Here is a 13875-nt window from a genome sequence, read left to right as displayed (position 1 = left end):
CACTATGACAACAGCAAAAATGAGCCTGGGCGCGTTTCTCATGAGCAGCGGCCATCACCTCGCCGCCTGGCGCCACCCGCGTGCCTGGGCTGGCGGCGGACTGGATTTCCAGCACTTCAAAAAACTCGCCACCACCGCCGAACGCGGCAAGTTCGATGCGATATTCTTCGCCGACAACCTGGCCTTGATGGGCTCGCCGGAACTGGGCCAGTTCACCACCGCTGGCGATGTCTTCGATCCACTGGTGCTGCTCTCGGGTCTGGCAGCGGTGACCGAGCGCATCGGTCTAGTGTCGACGGTTTCTACCAGCTACAACGAACCCTATTTACTGGCGCGCAAGTTCGCCTCCCTCGATCACTTGAGCGGCGGGCGCAGTGGCTGGAATCTGGTGACCTCGGCGACCGATCTGGAGGCGCTGAATTTTGGCCGCGAAAAACATTTCGAACACGGTGACCGTTATCAGCGCGCCGAAGAGTTCATCGATGTGGTCACCGGTCTGTGGGACAGTTTTGAAGACGATGCCTTCGTCCGTGACAAAACCAGCGGCGTGTTTTTCCAGCCGGACAAACTGCATGTGCTCAATCACCACGGCGAAAACTACCGGGTACGCGGGCCACTGAACATTCCGCGTACGCCGCAGGGTTACCCGGTGATGATTCAGGCGGGCTCCTCGGAACCCGGCAAGGCACTCGCCGCGCGCACCGCCGAAGTGGTCTTCACCGCGCAACAAACACTCAGCAATGCCCAGGCCTTTTACGCCGACGTCAAAGGTCGTCTGGCCGGCTATGGGCGCCGCCCTGATCAGTTGAAAGTCATGCCGGGGATTTCGCCGGTAATCGGCCGCACTCAAAGCGAGGCGGAAGATAAATACCAACAGCTACAGGATCTGGTCGAGCCGCGTGTCGGGCTGGCGATGCTCGCGGGCATGGCCGGTGGTTTCGACCTGTCCGAATATGATCTGGACGGCCCGTTGCCGGAGCTGCCGCCGAGCAATTCGATGCAGAGCCGTCAGGCGTTGTTCATCGATCTGGCGCGCCGGGAAAACCTGACGATTCGCCAGTTGTACCTGAAAGTCGCCGGTGCGCGCGGCCATCACACTGTGATCGGCACGCCGAAAACCATCGCCGACACCCTTGAAGAATGGTTCGTCGGCCAGGCTGCCGACGGCTTCAACATCATGCCGCCGTTCCTGCCGGAAGGTCTGGATGACTTCGTCGACGGCGTGGTGCCTTTACTGCAGCAGCGCGGGCTGTTCCGCGAGGAATACAGCGGCAGCACCTTGCGCGATCATTTGGGCCTGGAACGGCCGGGTAATCGCTACCGGCGCTGACCCGAAACCCGCCGCCGTCACAACGGCAACGGACGATCCTGCACCACCCGTTTCATCACCAGCGTCGAGGTCAGGCGCTGGACATTCGGCAGCGTCGAGAGACTGTCGTCGTACAGGCGCTGGAACGCCGGCAAATCCTCAGTGATGACGTGCAGCAAGTAATCCGGCTCACCGAACAATCGTTGCGCATCGACCACTTGGGGGATGTCGACCAGCGCCGTCTCAAACGCCTCGACCGCTTGCCGGTCGCCTTCGCGCAGGGTGACAAAAACCATGGCGGAGAAGTTGAGGCCGAGCGCTGCCGGGGCCAGTTGCGCACGATAACCCAGCAACACCCCCGACTCTTCCAGCGCCCGCACACGGCGATGGCACGGCGAGAGACTCAAGCCCACTCGGTCAGCCAGTTCGGTGACCGACAGGCGTCCATCCTTTTGCAGCTCAGCAAGAATCTTCCGATCAATTCTATCCACGCAGTAAAACCTTCCAATCAGCAGCGTCTTTACGACCATCTTTGAGAGAAGATTCTAGCGGACTTTCATTATTCTTCCTGCATCCAAAAATCTGTTTCAGGACGCAATGATGAAAAAAACAACCTGCTATCCACCGTCTAGGGTGACGTCATGAGCCTCAGTGTGTTCGCCGCGTTCTGGGCGGTGTCGATCCTGTTCGTCATCACGCCGGGCGCCGATTGGGCTTACGCGATCTCCGCCGGCCTGAAGCAGCGCGTGGTCTTGCCCGCCGTCGCCGGGCTGTTATCCGGCCACTTGCTCGCAACCCTGATCGTCGCCGCTGGCGTCGGCACCTTGGTCGCCAGGCATCCGCTGGCCTTGTCCGCGCTCACCGTGGCCGGCGCCGGCTACCTGCTCTGGCTGGGCGCCAACCTGCTTGCCCGCCCTGCCGCGCCACACGCCGACGAGGGTCAGGCAAGCGATTCGTGGGCCCGTTGGGCCTTCAAGGGCTTGTGCGTCAGCGGACTCAATCCGAAAGTCTTTCTGCTGTTTCTCGCGCTGTTGCCACTGTTCACCGATACCGCTGCGCCGTGGCCCGTGCCGCTGCAAATGATTGCCCTCGGCCTGGTGCACACCATCAGTTGTGGCGTGGTGTATTTGCTGGTCGGTTTCGGTTCGCAAGTCGTTCTTCGGGCACGTCCTGCCGCTGCGCGTTGGGTCTGTCGGTTGTCTGGCTTGATCATGATTGTCATTGCGCTGGTGCTGCTGATCGAACAGTGGCGTGCCTGATCTATTCTCTGTCCACTGCCCACTGGAATCTTCCATGAAAAGCCCAAGAGAACGCGCCGCCGAAGGCCTCAACGTCGGGGACCGCTTCACCGTGGTTCGCTGCTTTTGCGCAGACGATATCCTGCAATTTTCGCAGATCTCCCGGGACTACAACCCGGTTCACTGCGACGCGGATTACGCACAACTGCGCGGATTCAAATCGCCCATCGCCCACGGGCGTTTGACGGCCAGTCTGATCACGCAAATCGGTGGGCAGATCGGATGGCTGGCAACCGGCATGAGTTTCGAATTCAAGCGCCCGGTGTACCCCGGCGAGCAGATAACCTGCGATTGGCTCATTACTCACATTGATGAGCGCGGTCATGCGAAAGCCGAAGTCAGCGTTATCAACGCAGACGGCATCCTCGTGCTGCAAGCAACGACAACTGGCGTGCTACCCGGTGAACGGGAGCGTGAACGTTTGAAGCGCATGCTCGCTGAGGGAGATCTTTCCAACGGGGCGCGGTAAGGCAAGGAGTGAGCACCTACATCTGCGCCTGGCAAGGGAATCGAACTACCGGCTATCTAAACAGCACGCCTGCGGCCTCTCTCATGAAAATCTCGACAGTCTTGGGGCCAATCCCGTCGAACTCGGACAAGCGTTTTTCGAACGCCTGACGATCGGCGCTGGCCGCCACGATATTCGTTACCTTGGCGGCGTATTCATCGTTCAGTTTGTTGGCCAGCGCCACTAAGCGCGATGCCGTTGACTCGTCGTAACGCACGTAGTGAGCCTGACCGAGCATGGCGACCAGTTGTCGATGCGTGCAACGCGCGAGTTTTTGCGGGGTGTCTCGCTGATGGTCTTCGACGATCACCTGATACGCCCTCGCAGCAATCTCACCCTGGATTCTTTTGCCCATCAGAAAACTGGCGACCAGCCATTTGAACAGGCCTGCTTCGTTCGCACCGTCGAGGTCGATCTGCAAGTCCTGGGCGCTGATGATTTTGGCCATTGAGCCGTCCACGAGAAATGTAAAAAAGAATTTCAAAGACTCAGTGTGGTCTATCCAATCCCCACATCAAGAGTCAGCCACCATGAATTTTGCACGTTTCTGCCAGGCGCTTTCCAACTGGGCCGGCAGCTCGAAAACTTTTCTCCTGGCAATTGCCTTGATTGCAGTCTGGGGTTTTACCGGTCCCTACTTTCATTACAACGATACCTGGCAACTCATCATCAACACCTCGACGACCATCATTACCTTCCTGATGGTGTTCCTGATCCAGAACACGCAAAACCGCGACAATGACATCCTGCACCTGAAGATCGACGAGCTGATACGTGCCACCACTGATGCGCAAAATGCGACGTTGTGCCTGGATAAAATGGGCTCCCGAGACCTTCGCAAGCTTCGCGACCGATACAGCTCGTTGGGTGAGAATGATCAGGTCAATCTGCAACCGGAAACGGCCCCGACTGGCGAATGACAGCGGAGCCCGACACTTCTGCGGTTTGGCTCTGTCGATTACATACGCATTGGATCTTTCCATAAGCCTCTGCGGCCCTAGACTGGGTTCAGTCTCTCGGCTCATTTGCAAAGGAAGCTCCAGATCGTGCGCGACTTTGATTGCCAACCCGTTTTGTCCGGCCCCACGTTAAGACTCAGGCCACTGAACGCGAGTGATCTTGAGGGCATGTTTTCGGCGGCCAGCGATCCAGAGATATGGATCGGCCATCCTGCCCGGGATCGCTATCAACGACCGGTGTTCGAAAGCTATTTCGCCGCTCGATTGGCCACGCGCCAGGCACTGACAATCTTCGATATCGACACTGGGCAAATTGTGGGGATGTCGAGCTACTACACGCCGCCGGATCTGCCCGGCAGCATCGCCATCGGCTACACCTTTCTGGTGCGGGAAAAATGGGGTGGTGAAGCCAATCGCGAACTGAAGCAGCTGATGCTGGAACATGCCTTCAGCGCCTACGACACCGTTTACCTGCACATCGCGCCCACGAACATTCGCTCGCAAAAAGCGGCGTTGAAGATAGGCGCGGTGCATTTGTATGACGCTGAGTTGAACCTGTCCGGGGCGGCTGCTTTGTGCAGGTGTTATGGCGTTACGCAGGCGCAGTGGGCGGCGGCAGAACATGGGAATTGGTCGTCTGAGTGAATATCTACCCGATCTGAGTAGCGGAAAAAGAGCAAAGCAGCCCCTCACCGAGGCCGTGCTTTCAGTTTCTGATTTCGCTCAAAAACGCTTTGATTTTTTCATGCTCTTCAAAGGTCAAATCATAAGTAAGCTTTATTTTCTGAGCGGGCAACGGTTTAACCGCAAGAAGTTTATGTAAAAACTGCCATGCTGCCACCATCAGAATCAAAGCCGCCAGATAGGCAAGGAGATAAAAACTGAAGACAAATATAAGTTGCGGGGCATCCTTAAAATCCAGCAACGTCGAAAGGTATATCAAGGTGTCGGTGACAACGATAAATAGAAGGATAAAAACCCATAACAAAAGACTTCGCACTCCAGTTGCAACCTTCATACTTTTTACTCTCTTTTTCCCGAATAACTAACGCGGCGACTCAACAGCCTTTATAGCTCATCACCCTCTTTGCCGTGCAACGATCAGATACCTGTATCTACATAGTACCAACCCCCACTCATATCCGTGACACTGGCTTTTTCCGCCTTATCGGGCTGATATGCAGCCTGCGGCGAATAGATATACGAGGCATAACAGTAGAAGCACGAAAGATCGATTTGCGCGAACGAAACAGTACCTTTCTCAGATAGGACACTTATTCTGATTGGGGTTATTCCAGCCTTTTTTGCAGCCGCTCTGACCTTGGCAAAGATCTCGTTCCCGTGACCATCGAAGGGTTTGGCATTGTCGCCATCACCGCAGGTAGAGGCAGGCGAGTTGGCATAGTTACCCGTATCGACAAGTAACGCTTCACACCAGTCCTGATCCTGAAAATAACCAACCTTATGATCGTTGGCGGTGGCGACCAGCGCATTTAGCCGAGGCACCCTATCGGAGCTCGTCGAATCAGCCGTCGCGTAGAGAACAACCAAGAGAACGATCACAATCGCAGCGACACCCAGGAGGAGGTTAATCAAAACTCCAACCAGGTAGGTAAAAGTCCCCCACAGCGCACGACCCAACGATCTCATGGAGCGCGTCATGACGACTTTGATGCGCCTGCCGGCAGAGTCGTCGCGGTCCAAATTATCCGGGGTGCGTTTGGGTATCTCAGGGTTGGGGGCGCTTGCCTTTTCGCTCATGAATCATCCTTGCTCTTCCTTGAAAATCCCGTCCTGAAACTTTACCGAACTGCAGGACAAAAAAACTCCGCGCCGACGAGTCGGATCCTTGTCACGCGCAGTGGCGGAAGGATAACACCAACAGCTTCCGTTCAAACCGTTCTACAGGTTAGCCACGGCCTGCAAATGTTGCGGCAAGGCTTCCAGTATTGGCTCTCGATGAGCAACTTCGCTGAAGCACTCACCCGGTGTTTAACCGTTTCTGGACTGGTGTTTAAACATCACGTCGTCTCATGCCATCTAAGCCACAACACCTTGCGACTTTGCCTACAACTCCGCCAGAATCCGCCGGCTTGTGCACTTGGTGGTCCGTCGATAACGTGGCGGGTGTCGCTGATCGACACATTTCAGCAGGATCGGTGTTTCACATTCAGTGCGTTTTTAACCAAGGAATGACCCAGGAAATCAAGGATTCAGATTAATGTCATTTTCCGTCGCGAGCTTCTTCCACCCTTATTCAAAATTCCTCCATGGCGCCGCCTACAATTTGCACCAGAACCTGGAAGGCTTGGGCGTCGTGTCATCGAGCTTCACCGAGCGTGATGAAGCGGGAAAGGTCATCGCAAGCTACTGGTCGCCCGATCAAGCCATGGTGATCACGCTGGGCTTTCTGGTGATGCTGGCACTGCTGCTGATTCCCTTACTGTCGGCAGCGGCCTATACGGTGGGCAAGAAACGTGGCCTGTTCTGCTTCTTCGCACTCCTGATCCTGCCGGGTGTATTGAACTGCCTGGGCCTATTTCCAATCATCAATTACCTGCCCACTCGTTACGCAATCAATGGTGTGGGTAAGCTGGGCAGCGAGGTCGGGCTAATTCCCCTCTTGATGTTGTGCGCTATCACTGGATGGGGCGTCATGGTTCTCCTGTACGACAACCTCAACCTCACTGAACGCTTCCGCCAGATCTACGATCACTTCTGGTTTCCTCTGGCTTTGGTTGCAGCAGTATTTTTCGTGGCGGACAACGGCGCCAACGAAGACACCGCATTGCTGAAGGGGGCAACCGTGAACGTCCAGGACGCCAGCGGTTACTTGTTGAGCCAAATCAGGCGCTACGACGATTACTGTAAGGCCAATGGCCTGGATGACCTGAGGTCGTGCCAGTGGAGCCGCGATTCGCAGTGGACCTTCACACACATCAAGGAAGGCGAAGCCGGCTACTTCATTGAATTCGCGCCAGATGACTCCAGAGGTTTTTACGCCGCGAATCGTAGGACCGTGAGCGATGATGATGTGAACGCCATTCGCAAAGAGATCGCCGAATACAATCAACGATTGTGTCCTGTGAAGTACTTTTCCAGTGATATCTCACGGTCATCGCCGCTGTCGAGCACGTGTGAGTACGTGCCTTACCACTATTGCTCGGCCAGACCTGATGGTCCGCCGGGTATTGTGGACGAGGGTATCGGCAGCCACACAGTGGCCTTGGCCAGCGAGTGCATCATCCCCCGGCTCGCAGCTGCCAAACCCTACTTGAAGCAGTTGTCGGCGCTGGTAAGCCAACATGAAAAAGCCAAGAATCATCGTTGGCTGTATTTCCTCGCTGTTGCTTTAGCGATCGGCGCAAAAGTCTCCCTATCCACCACCAAGCTATGCCTGATTGATGCGCGCCCTGTAGCTGACAGACGTATCATTCTACGGGCTGTACGCTACCGACTCGGCCAGTGCGTCCGTTTTATGAAGCGTCTGCTGATTGATTGCGGCCAATGGGCTGGGTTGGTTGCAATTCGCGTATTCAAGCGTTTCAAACGTGGCTAGCCCGAGCCTACTGACATTTTTTGCCAGTAGGCGTAAGACCGCCTCGCCCTAAATCCGTCACGGCTGCAGTTATCGTGTTATCTGCGCTAACGCATGAATGACATCCGCAGCGATCTTTTCAGCAGCGCCCGCCCCGTCAATCCGCAAGAGCGCAGCCCGTTGCTGCGCAATCCACGCCTCATGCCACGCTCGGTTGCGCCCTGAAAAGTCTGGATCGTCGTACTGCGAAGCCCATTCGCGGAATGCCACATGGATCTCATGCATGTCACCGCCGGGCGCTATCCGATCACCGAAGCGCGCCTTTTCACGGGCAGCCAGGCGTTCAAGGCGTACGGGCGTGGGTGTCACTACGAACACAATCAGATCGACAGCAGTGATCAGCGCTTCTCCCCAGCCCATACAAGAACCGGTCAGCAGCCAATCGTTGTCACCAAGCTGTTCCTGGATCATCGACACGCGCTCACCGACAGGCCGTTTGGTGGTGAACGGAGGATTGGTGGGCATCCAGAAGAAATCGTCGACGTCGACGTGTCGTACGTCGAGCAGACGGGCGAGGTTTTGACCCAATGTGGTCACCCCCGCACACGAAGCACCTGTGATAAAAATTCGCACCGTTTCCTCCATGAATACACATCCGTTTCGAGGTCGGCAGGATATCCGATATTCCCCCTGACAAATCGATCCGCCGATGATGATCAGGCGATTCGCGCTCGACGACGGGCCAACACGCCTTGCAAATATCCTGAACCCAATACGATCGCCACCAGCACCAACAGGATCAATCCCCAATTCGCAGGGCTCGGATGTTGGCCAAGGATAACCATCGAACTGAAGATGCCAAACACCGGTATCAGCAGCGACAGCGGCGCCACGCGGGAGATCGGGTATTCGCGCAAGAGCAGGTTCCAGCCCCAGTAACTGAAGTGCGTGGCGGCATACACCTGGAACGCGAGTGAAAACAGGGTCATCGCATTGAGTTGCACAGGCAGCGCAATGAAGGGCGCCGAGCCGTGCAGTGACCACGTCAGCAACATCAGCGGGATGGGCGGAAACAGACTGGCCCACACCACGAACGCGAAGATCTCGCGCACTTTCGACATTTTGATGATGACGTTGCCCACGCTCCAGGCCATTGCGCTGCCAATCACCAACGCCAGCCCTGCCCTCGACGCATCACCCGGGCTGCACAATACGATGCCCAGCAACCCGGCGGCAGCCAACAGCGCGCCGAGCAGTTGCGGCCGCCCGAGGCGCTCGCCGAAAAAAATCACGCCCCAGCCCAAGGTGAAAAATGCGCTGCACTGGATCAACAGCGATGCGGTGCCAGGCGGCACTCCCCACGCGATGCCCTGATTGATCAACGCCCACATTGCAACGCCGAAGATCATCCCGTAAGCAGCCAGCCATCGAAACGCAACCCGTGGGCGCTCCACGAAAAACACCCAGGGCAACGCAGCCAGCGCGAAACGCAACGCGGTCAGCAACAAAGGATCGATGTCGGCCAGGCCCAGCTTGGTCACGGGGAAATTCAGTCCCCACACCGCAGTGACCAGAATAGCCAGTAGGAGGTGTTTCTTTTGCATGATCAATCGTTCCCGACGCCGAGCGAAAGTGCTCGTATCGGGTAAATATGCAAGTAATCGAGATGGCCCGCTTTCAGTCACAGGCCATCTTTCATTAGAATCGGGCCATGCGAACAATCACCGACCATCCTTACCAGAACACACCACGCGATGCGGTCGTGACCGCCGTTGAATATGCGGACGGCACGTTGTTCCCGCTGCACGATCATCAGCGTGGGCAGTTCGCCTATGCTGCCAGCGGTGTCATCACCGTATTCACCGATGACGGCAACTGGGTCGTTCCACCTCAGCGCGGTATTTGGGTGCCCGCGCAACTCCCCCACTCCATGCAGATGCGTGGGCCGGTCACCCTGCACAACACCTATATCCGTAAGCAAGCGGCGAAAAAACTTGGGCTGTCGGAGCAATGTCAGGTCTTGGAAGTTTCACCGTTGCTGCAGCATCTGCTGATGAAAGCCATCGACGTTCCCGCGCGGTATTCCACTCAAGGGCGCGACGGTCATTTGATGAGTTTGCTGCTGCACGAAATCGCCGCGATGCCCGCGCTGTCGCTCAATGCGCCGCTGCCGGCGGAGCCGCGTCTGGCGTTGGTGTGTCGCGAGTTTTTGAATCAGCCTTCGCTGGAAGTGGGCATCGATGAGATGGCTGAACGTGCGGGGATGAGCCGACGCACCTTTACCCGGCATTTTCGACTGCACACCGGGATCAGTTTTATCGAATGGCGGCAACAGGCTTGTCTGCTTGCAGCGGTGGTGATGCTGGGCAAAGGTCAGTCGGTCACTCAGGTTGCGATGGCGTTGGGGTATAGCAGTTCGAGCGCGTTTGCTACGGTGTTCAAGCAATTACTGGGGGAAGTGCCGAGTCGGTATGTTCTCGAACAGCGTGTTTAAGGATCAAAAGATCGCAGCCTTCGGCAGCTCCTACATAATGTAGAAGCTGCCGAAGGCTGCGATCTTTTGATCTTCAAACGCGCAAATGCCCGCTGTCCGCCGCTCTCCTGCGCAGCAGATTGATCACCAACAGAACGCAGGCCACGATCCCCTGCGAACCGCACAAAAACCCGAACAGCCCCGTGCGAAAAATCACCCAGGCTGCGATGCCCAATAGCAACGTCAACACCAATCCGAATACCACCCATGGCAGATGAGGCACCGCAGGAATGTCCTCCAGCCCGTCAGCAAAAATGCTCCAGCACGCCCATTGTGAATACAGCGACGCAACCAGCAGCAGTAAGCCCCACTCCGCACCCGCCAGCGTTTGCGAAGTCAGCAGTCCCGTCAGCAAGCCGAGTCCGTACCAGAGGATAAAGCCGATCGTCGCGCTGGCGGGCACGGTGTAGGCTGGCAACGCGAGGCTGATCTGGATCAGTTTGAGAACTTGCAGTCGAGTGATCACGTCGCGCACTCCTGGCGAGTCGCAATGGCCGAATCCGCTGGCCGACTGAGTGACTATAGATCAGCCGTAGAACGCTGTGAGACCTCCGCTCAGACGTTTTTACACGTCAGCCAGGCACCCCAGAAAAGACTGCTGAAAAATCGCGTCGCCTGACCAAACCCGGCGTCATGCAGCAACTGCTGAACCGCTGCCTCGGAGTGCGGAGGATCGGCGCCCTGCAGAATCTTCCCCAGCTTGGCCTGCACCTCTTGCGCACTCGCACCCTGCTGCCGCCAGCGCTGGCCCCAGGCCTGAAGCAACAACGGTTGGCTGGCGTAGGCGTAATGATTGCCCGCCACGATCAATGGCGCGCCCGGCTTGAGCCGAGCCTGAACCGCGCGCAGGATTTGCTGCTTGGCCGCATCGCCCGGCAGATGATGGAGCACGCCGATCAAGGTCGCTGCATCAAAGGACGCGTCCGCCGACAAATCCTCGACCTGCCCCAGATGCACCTGCGTTCTGTGCAACAGATCGTTTGCCTGTAGCTGCTGCGTCGCGGCCTCCAGCATCGGCGCAGAAGGATCGACAGCGGTGAACGTCCAACCCGGCTCCAGCGCGCCCATCGCAATGATCTCCTGCGCCGTACCACCCGCGCCAACCACCAGCACCTTGGCCGATCGAGACTGGCCGAGACTGGCGGTCAACATGCACGCGGCGAGATCGTGACAGGCGTCATAACCGGCCAGGGCGATACGACTTTGCTGGGCGTATTCGCTGGCGCGGGCGGTGTCGAATTTTTTTGCAGAGGTCGATTGCATGGCGTTGCTCCTTGTTGTGCGAGCAACTTACGCCATGGGCAGAGACAAGAAAAATTCATTAATTTTATGCGCTGCATTCCCCTGAGGAATGCCCTGCCCGGCTAAACTCCGCAGCTTGCTCGTCCTGCCTCAAGAGGTATCGTTCAGTGTTGAACCGCTATATCGCCTCTCGCGAGAGGATGGCCTCGGATTTAGGCCATGCACGCTTACTGGTCGGCCAGACACTACGCGCGCTGCTGCACGACCAGTACTACTTCAACGGTGAACCGTTCTCGCAAGATGTTGGTTCACTGCTATGGCGCTTTGGCGAAGATCAAACCCTTGCGATGTACCTGCTCAGCGATGGTGAAAGTGTCGGCGCCGATCAAGCGGAGCTGCAAACGCCGGCCTCTTTTCGCATTGAGGAGGATGGCGAGTGTTCGTGGCAGCGGGAAGATTTGCTGGCCGAATTACCCCGCCTCGCGGTGGCAGGCAAGCTCATCACACAGGTTCAAGGCGTTATCGACAAGTGGCCGGATCAGCACGGCCGGCTGGTCGCTTTCAAAATCACGTTCGAGACCGGCGACTACTTGATCTATCTGAACCGTGGGGATGACGCCGTTGTGTTGATCAACGAAATGCCCCCGGAGGTGGTGGGTGTCGACACCCGGGTATTGGACGCGTTTTAAATAACGTCGTAATGACAAACCAGTGGCGAATGAAATGCCGCTCGCCACTGGCCAGCGTCGTACATTACTCAATCAGCAATGCCTGAAGCCCCTTGTGTCCCTCGACGATCAGGCTGCGGATCAACGCCTGATACTGCTCGGCCGTATTCGGCTGTTGCAGGTCGAAACTTGCTGACCAGGTAACGAGCGTCTGGCTGCAGTCCGTCAACGCCACCAACCGAACCGTCGCCACGTAATTATCCAGCGGCAAAGGTGCTTCTTCGAAACGATAAGACAGCGTCAACCCACGATCATCAACCGACAACAACCGCTCCCTGACCCCAGCGCCATCGGCGAGGACGAGTCTGCGAATACAACCGGTCCGGCCATCCGGCATGCCACCTTCGATTTCGCTGCTCACGATCGAAGGATGCCATTTATCGATCTCGCCAAATTTCTTCAACACGCTCCAGACCTGTTCTGCGTCGCCCTCCAGAACAGCGGAATACTCAACCATCGTCATCGTATAAGCCCTTTCAATAAATCGTTCGCCGATCCCGGCATCAGGCACGCCGGGATCGGTGGATGCTTACGCGTTGAACTGGTGATACACCTTGGCAATCACCTTCCAGACGCCGTCCATTTTGATCAGCGTCAGGTAGTCGTTGTAGTCGGCGCCAATCGCATCGTTTTCCATGTCGACGCGCACCACGGCAGTGGTCGGCGTGATTGCCAGGACGTCCAGGCGCGTGGTGATTTGAGGGGCGCCGCCGTTCTTCTCGACAAAGTCGAACAGGTTGGTGATCGGCCCACCCAGCAGTTCGCCATTGGTGAAGCCGTACATCACTGCCTCTTTATGGAAGGCTTGTGCAACGCCGGCAGCGCTGCCGATCCGCAGTCCTTCGACGTACTGATTGGCGGTGGCGATGACAGCGTTGTACTCAGCGGTCGGTACTGCCTTGATGTTTTTTGACATGGTTGTTTCCTCTTGATGAAGTCGAGCGATCAGAGTCGCTTGCGGGTAAAGCAGATGGGGTACAACAGCCGCTATAAGCGTCACCAATCCTGACGCGTCGGCGAGATGATCAAGTCATTGACCGTGACGTTTTCCGGCTGATTGAGTGCGTAGATCACCGCCCGAGCGATATCGTCCGGTGCGATGGCGATCCGGTTAAGCGCCTGGGCCGCCTTGCGTCCCTCGGGATCACTGACCTTGTCCGCCCAGCCGGTATTGATCACGCCGGGGCTGACCGTGTTGACGCGGATGCCATGCAGCACACCGAGTTCCTTGCGCATGGACTCGGTCATGGCCTGGACGAAGAATTTGGTAGCGCTGTAAACGCCTGCGGCCGGGCCGACCTGATGGCCCGCCACCGAGTCCATGTTGAGGATCTGCCCGGACTTCTGCTCGAGCATCACAGGCAGCACCGCCGCGATGGCGTTGAGATAGCCTTTGATGTTCACGTCGATCATCTTTTCCCAATCCTGTACGGCCAGATCGACCCAGTTGGAAAACAGCATCAGCCCGGCGTTGTTCACCAGAATGTCGACGGTGCCGTAGGTTTCCCGGGCGAATCTGGCCAGTGCCTGAGTCTGCTCCGCTTGAGTGACGTCAGTGGTGAACGCGACCACTTCATGGCCGGCTTCGCGCAATTGGCCGACGAAGGCTTCCAGGCCCTCTTTATCCAGTGCCGCAGCCACCACACGGACACCCTCTGCGGCCAGCGCGCGGGTGGTTGCCGCGCCGATACCAGACGATGCGCCCGTGACGATGGCGACCTTGTTTTGCAGATAATTCATGCTCACACCTCTTGGCGATA

General features: G+C 57.1%; 19 protein-coding genes. 8 read left to right on the top strand and 11 right to left on the bottom strand.

What is annotated here, in order from left to right; all coding sequences use genetic code 11:
* The first annotated feature begins 4 nt into the window (after positions 1-4).
* On the top strand, positions 5-1330 hold the full coding sequence (locus ACQ4MY_RS27915; protein WP_440097141.1) for an LLM class flavin-dependent oxidoreductase: 1326 nt from the start codon (positions 5-7) through the stop codon (positions 1328-1330).
* A gap of 17 nt (positions 1331-1347) precedes the next feature.
* Here the strand turns inward: ACQ4MY_RS27915 and ACQ4MY_RS27910 are convergent, their stop codons facing one another.
* Positions 1348-1800: an Lrp/AsnC family transcriptional regulator gene (locus ACQ4MY_RS27910; protein ID WP_440097140.1), complete on the bottom strand. Its 453-nt coding sequence runs from the start codon at positions 1798-1800 to the stop codon at positions 1348-1350.
* 150 nt (positions 1801-1950) lie between these two features.
* On the opposite strand from ACQ4MY_RS27910, the gene ACQ4MY_RS27905 reads away from it, so the two are divergent.
* Together ACQ4MY_RS27905 and ACQ4MY_RS27900 are read left to right on the top strand one after the other, a co-directional pair.
* A complete protein-coding gene (locus tag ACQ4MY_RS27905) occupies positions 1951-2568 on the top strand; it encodes a LysE family translocator (protein WP_440097139.1) in 618 nt (205 codons plus the stop codon).
* Positions 2569-2602: 34 nt separating this feature from the next.
* Positions 2603-3076, top strand: a complete 474-nt coding sequence (locus ACQ4MY_RS27900) for a MaoC family dehydratase (RefSeq protein ID WP_440097138.1) — start codon at positions 2603-2605, stop codon at positions 3074-3076.
* A 52-nt stretch (positions 3077-3128) separates the two neighbouring features.
* Here the strand turns inward: ACQ4MY_RS27900 and ACQ4MY_RS27895 are convergent, their stop codons facing one another.
* A complete protein-coding gene (locus tag ACQ4MY_RS27895; RefSeq protein ID WP_440097137.1) occupies positions 3129-3563 on the bottom strand; it encodes a DNA methylase in 435 nt (144 codons plus the stop codon).
* An 82-nt stretch (positions 3564-3645) separates the two neighbouring features.
* On the opposite strand from ACQ4MY_RS27895, the gene ACQ4MY_RS27890 reads away from it, so the two are divergent.
* Positions 3646-4035 (top strand): low affinity iron permease family protein, encoded by a 390-nt coding sequence (locus ACQ4MY_RS27890; RefSeq protein WP_008085640.1) that lies wholly within the window; start codon positions 3646-3648, stop codon positions 4033-4035.
* Between the two features lie 126 nt (positions 4036-4161).
* Positions 4162-4719, top strand: coding sequence for a GNAT family N-acetyltransferase (locus ACQ4MY_RS27885; protein ID WP_440097136.1), 558 nt, complete (start codon positions 4162-4164; stop codon positions 4717-4719).
* Positions 4720-4780: 61 nt separating this feature from the next.
* Here ACQ4MY_RS27885 and ACQ4MY_RS27880 read toward each other — a convergent pair whose 3' ends face one another.
* Together ACQ4MY_RS27880 and ACQ4MY_RS27875 are read right to left on the bottom strand one after the other, a co-directional pair.
* Positions 4781-5092, bottom strand: a complete 312-nt coding sequence (locus tag ACQ4MY_RS27880) for a hypothetical protein (protein ID WP_158832731.1) — start codon at positions 5090-5092, stop codon at positions 4781-4783.
* A gap of 83 nt (positions 5093-5175) precedes the next feature.
* On the bottom strand, positions 5176-5835 hold the full coding sequence (locus ACQ4MY_RS27875; RefSeq protein WP_440097135.1) for a hypothetical protein: 660 nt from the start codon (positions 5833-5835) through the stop codon (positions 5176-5178).
* Positions 5836-6295: 460 nt separating this feature from the next.
* On the opposite strand from ACQ4MY_RS27875, the gene ACQ4MY_RS27870 reads away from it, so the two are divergent.
* Entirely contained in the window at positions 6296-7633 is a 1338-nt protein-coding gene (locus ACQ4MY_RS27870; RefSeq protein WP_440097134.1) for a hypothetical protein, read from the top strand.
* 69 nt (positions 7634-7702) lie between these two features.
* Here ACQ4MY_RS27870 and ACQ4MY_RS27865 read toward each other — a convergent pair whose 3' ends face one another.
* On the bottom strand, positions 7703-8257 hold the full coding sequence (locus tag ACQ4MY_RS27865; RefSeq protein ID WP_008085660.1) for an adenylate kinase: 555 nt from the start codon (positions 8255-8257) through the stop codon (positions 7703-7705).
* A 71-nt stretch (positions 8258-8328) separates the two neighbouring features.
* Positions 8329-9216 (bottom strand): EamA family transporter, encoded by an 888-nt coding sequence (locus ACQ4MY_RS27860; RefSeq protein ID WP_440097133.1) that lies wholly within the window; start codon positions 9214-9216, stop codon positions 8329-8331.
* A 107-nt stretch (positions 9217-9323) separates the two neighbouring features.
* On the opposite strand from ACQ4MY_RS27860, the gene ACQ4MY_RS27855 reads away from it, so the two are divergent.
* The gene (locus ACQ4MY_RS27855) at positions 9324-10106 is read left to right on the top strand and encodes an AraC family transcriptional regulator (protein ID WP_440097132.1); all 783 of its coding nucleotides are present in this window, start codon (positions 9324-9326) and stop codon (positions 10104-10106) included.
* Positions 10107-10179: 73 nt separating this feature from the next.
* Here the strand turns inward: ACQ4MY_RS27855 and ACQ4MY_RS27850 are convergent, their stop codons facing one another.
* Together ACQ4MY_RS27850 and ACQ4MY_RS27845 are read right to left on the bottom strand one after the other, a co-directional pair.
* Positions 10180-10611 (bottom strand): hypothetical protein, encoded by a 432-nt coding sequence (locus tag ACQ4MY_RS27850; RefSeq protein ID WP_008085666.1) that lies wholly within the window; start codon positions 10609-10611, stop codon positions 10180-10182.
* 89 nt (positions 10612-10700) lie between these two features.
* Positions 10701-11408, bottom strand: coding sequence for a class I SAM-dependent methyltransferase (locus tag ACQ4MY_RS27845; RefSeq protein ID WP_440097131.1), 708 nt, complete (start codon positions 11406-11408; stop codon positions 10701-10703).
* Positions 11409-11554: 146 nt separating this feature from the next.
* Here ACQ4MY_RS27845 and ACQ4MY_RS27840 point away from each other — a divergent pair, with 146 nt between their 5' ends.
* Positions 11555-12076, top strand: a complete 522-nt coding sequence (locus ACQ4MY_RS27840) for a hypothetical protein (protein WP_440097130.1) — start codon at positions 11555-11557, stop codon at positions 12074-12076.
* Positions 12077-12140: 64 nt separating this feature from the next.
* Here the strand turns inward: ACQ4MY_RS27840 and ACQ4MY_RS27835 are convergent, their stop codons facing one another.
* The 3 genes from ACQ4MY_RS27835 to ACQ4MY_RS27825 form a co-directional block, all read right to left on the bottom strand.
* On the bottom strand, positions 12141-12626 hold the full coding sequence (locus ACQ4MY_RS27835) for an SRPBCC family protein (protein WP_440097129.1): 486 nt from the start codon (positions 12624-12626) through the stop codon (positions 12141-12143).
* Between the two features lie 18 nt (positions 12627-12644).
* Positions 12645-13031: a nuclear transport factor 2 family protein gene (locus ACQ4MY_RS27830; protein ID WP_440097128.1), complete on the bottom strand. Its 387-nt coding sequence runs from the start codon at positions 13029-13031 to the stop codon at positions 12645-12647.
* 80 nt (positions 13032-13111) lie between these two features.
* The gene (locus tag ACQ4MY_RS27825; RefSeq protein ID WP_440097127.1) at positions 13112-13855 is read right to left on the bottom strand and encodes an SDR family oxidoreductase; all 744 of its coding nucleotides are present in this window, start codon (positions 13853-13855) and stop codon (positions 13112-13114) included.
* Positions 13856-13875: the final 20 nt, after the last annotated feature.

It is taken from the genome of Pseudomonas sp. SM4, from assembly GCF_051913165.1.
In the GTDB taxonomy this organism is placed as follows: Bacteria; Pseudomonadota; Gammaproteobacteria; order Pseudomonadales; family Pseudomonadaceae; genus Aquipseudomonas.
This window is presented reverse-complemented; position numbering and strand designations above follow the sequence as displayed.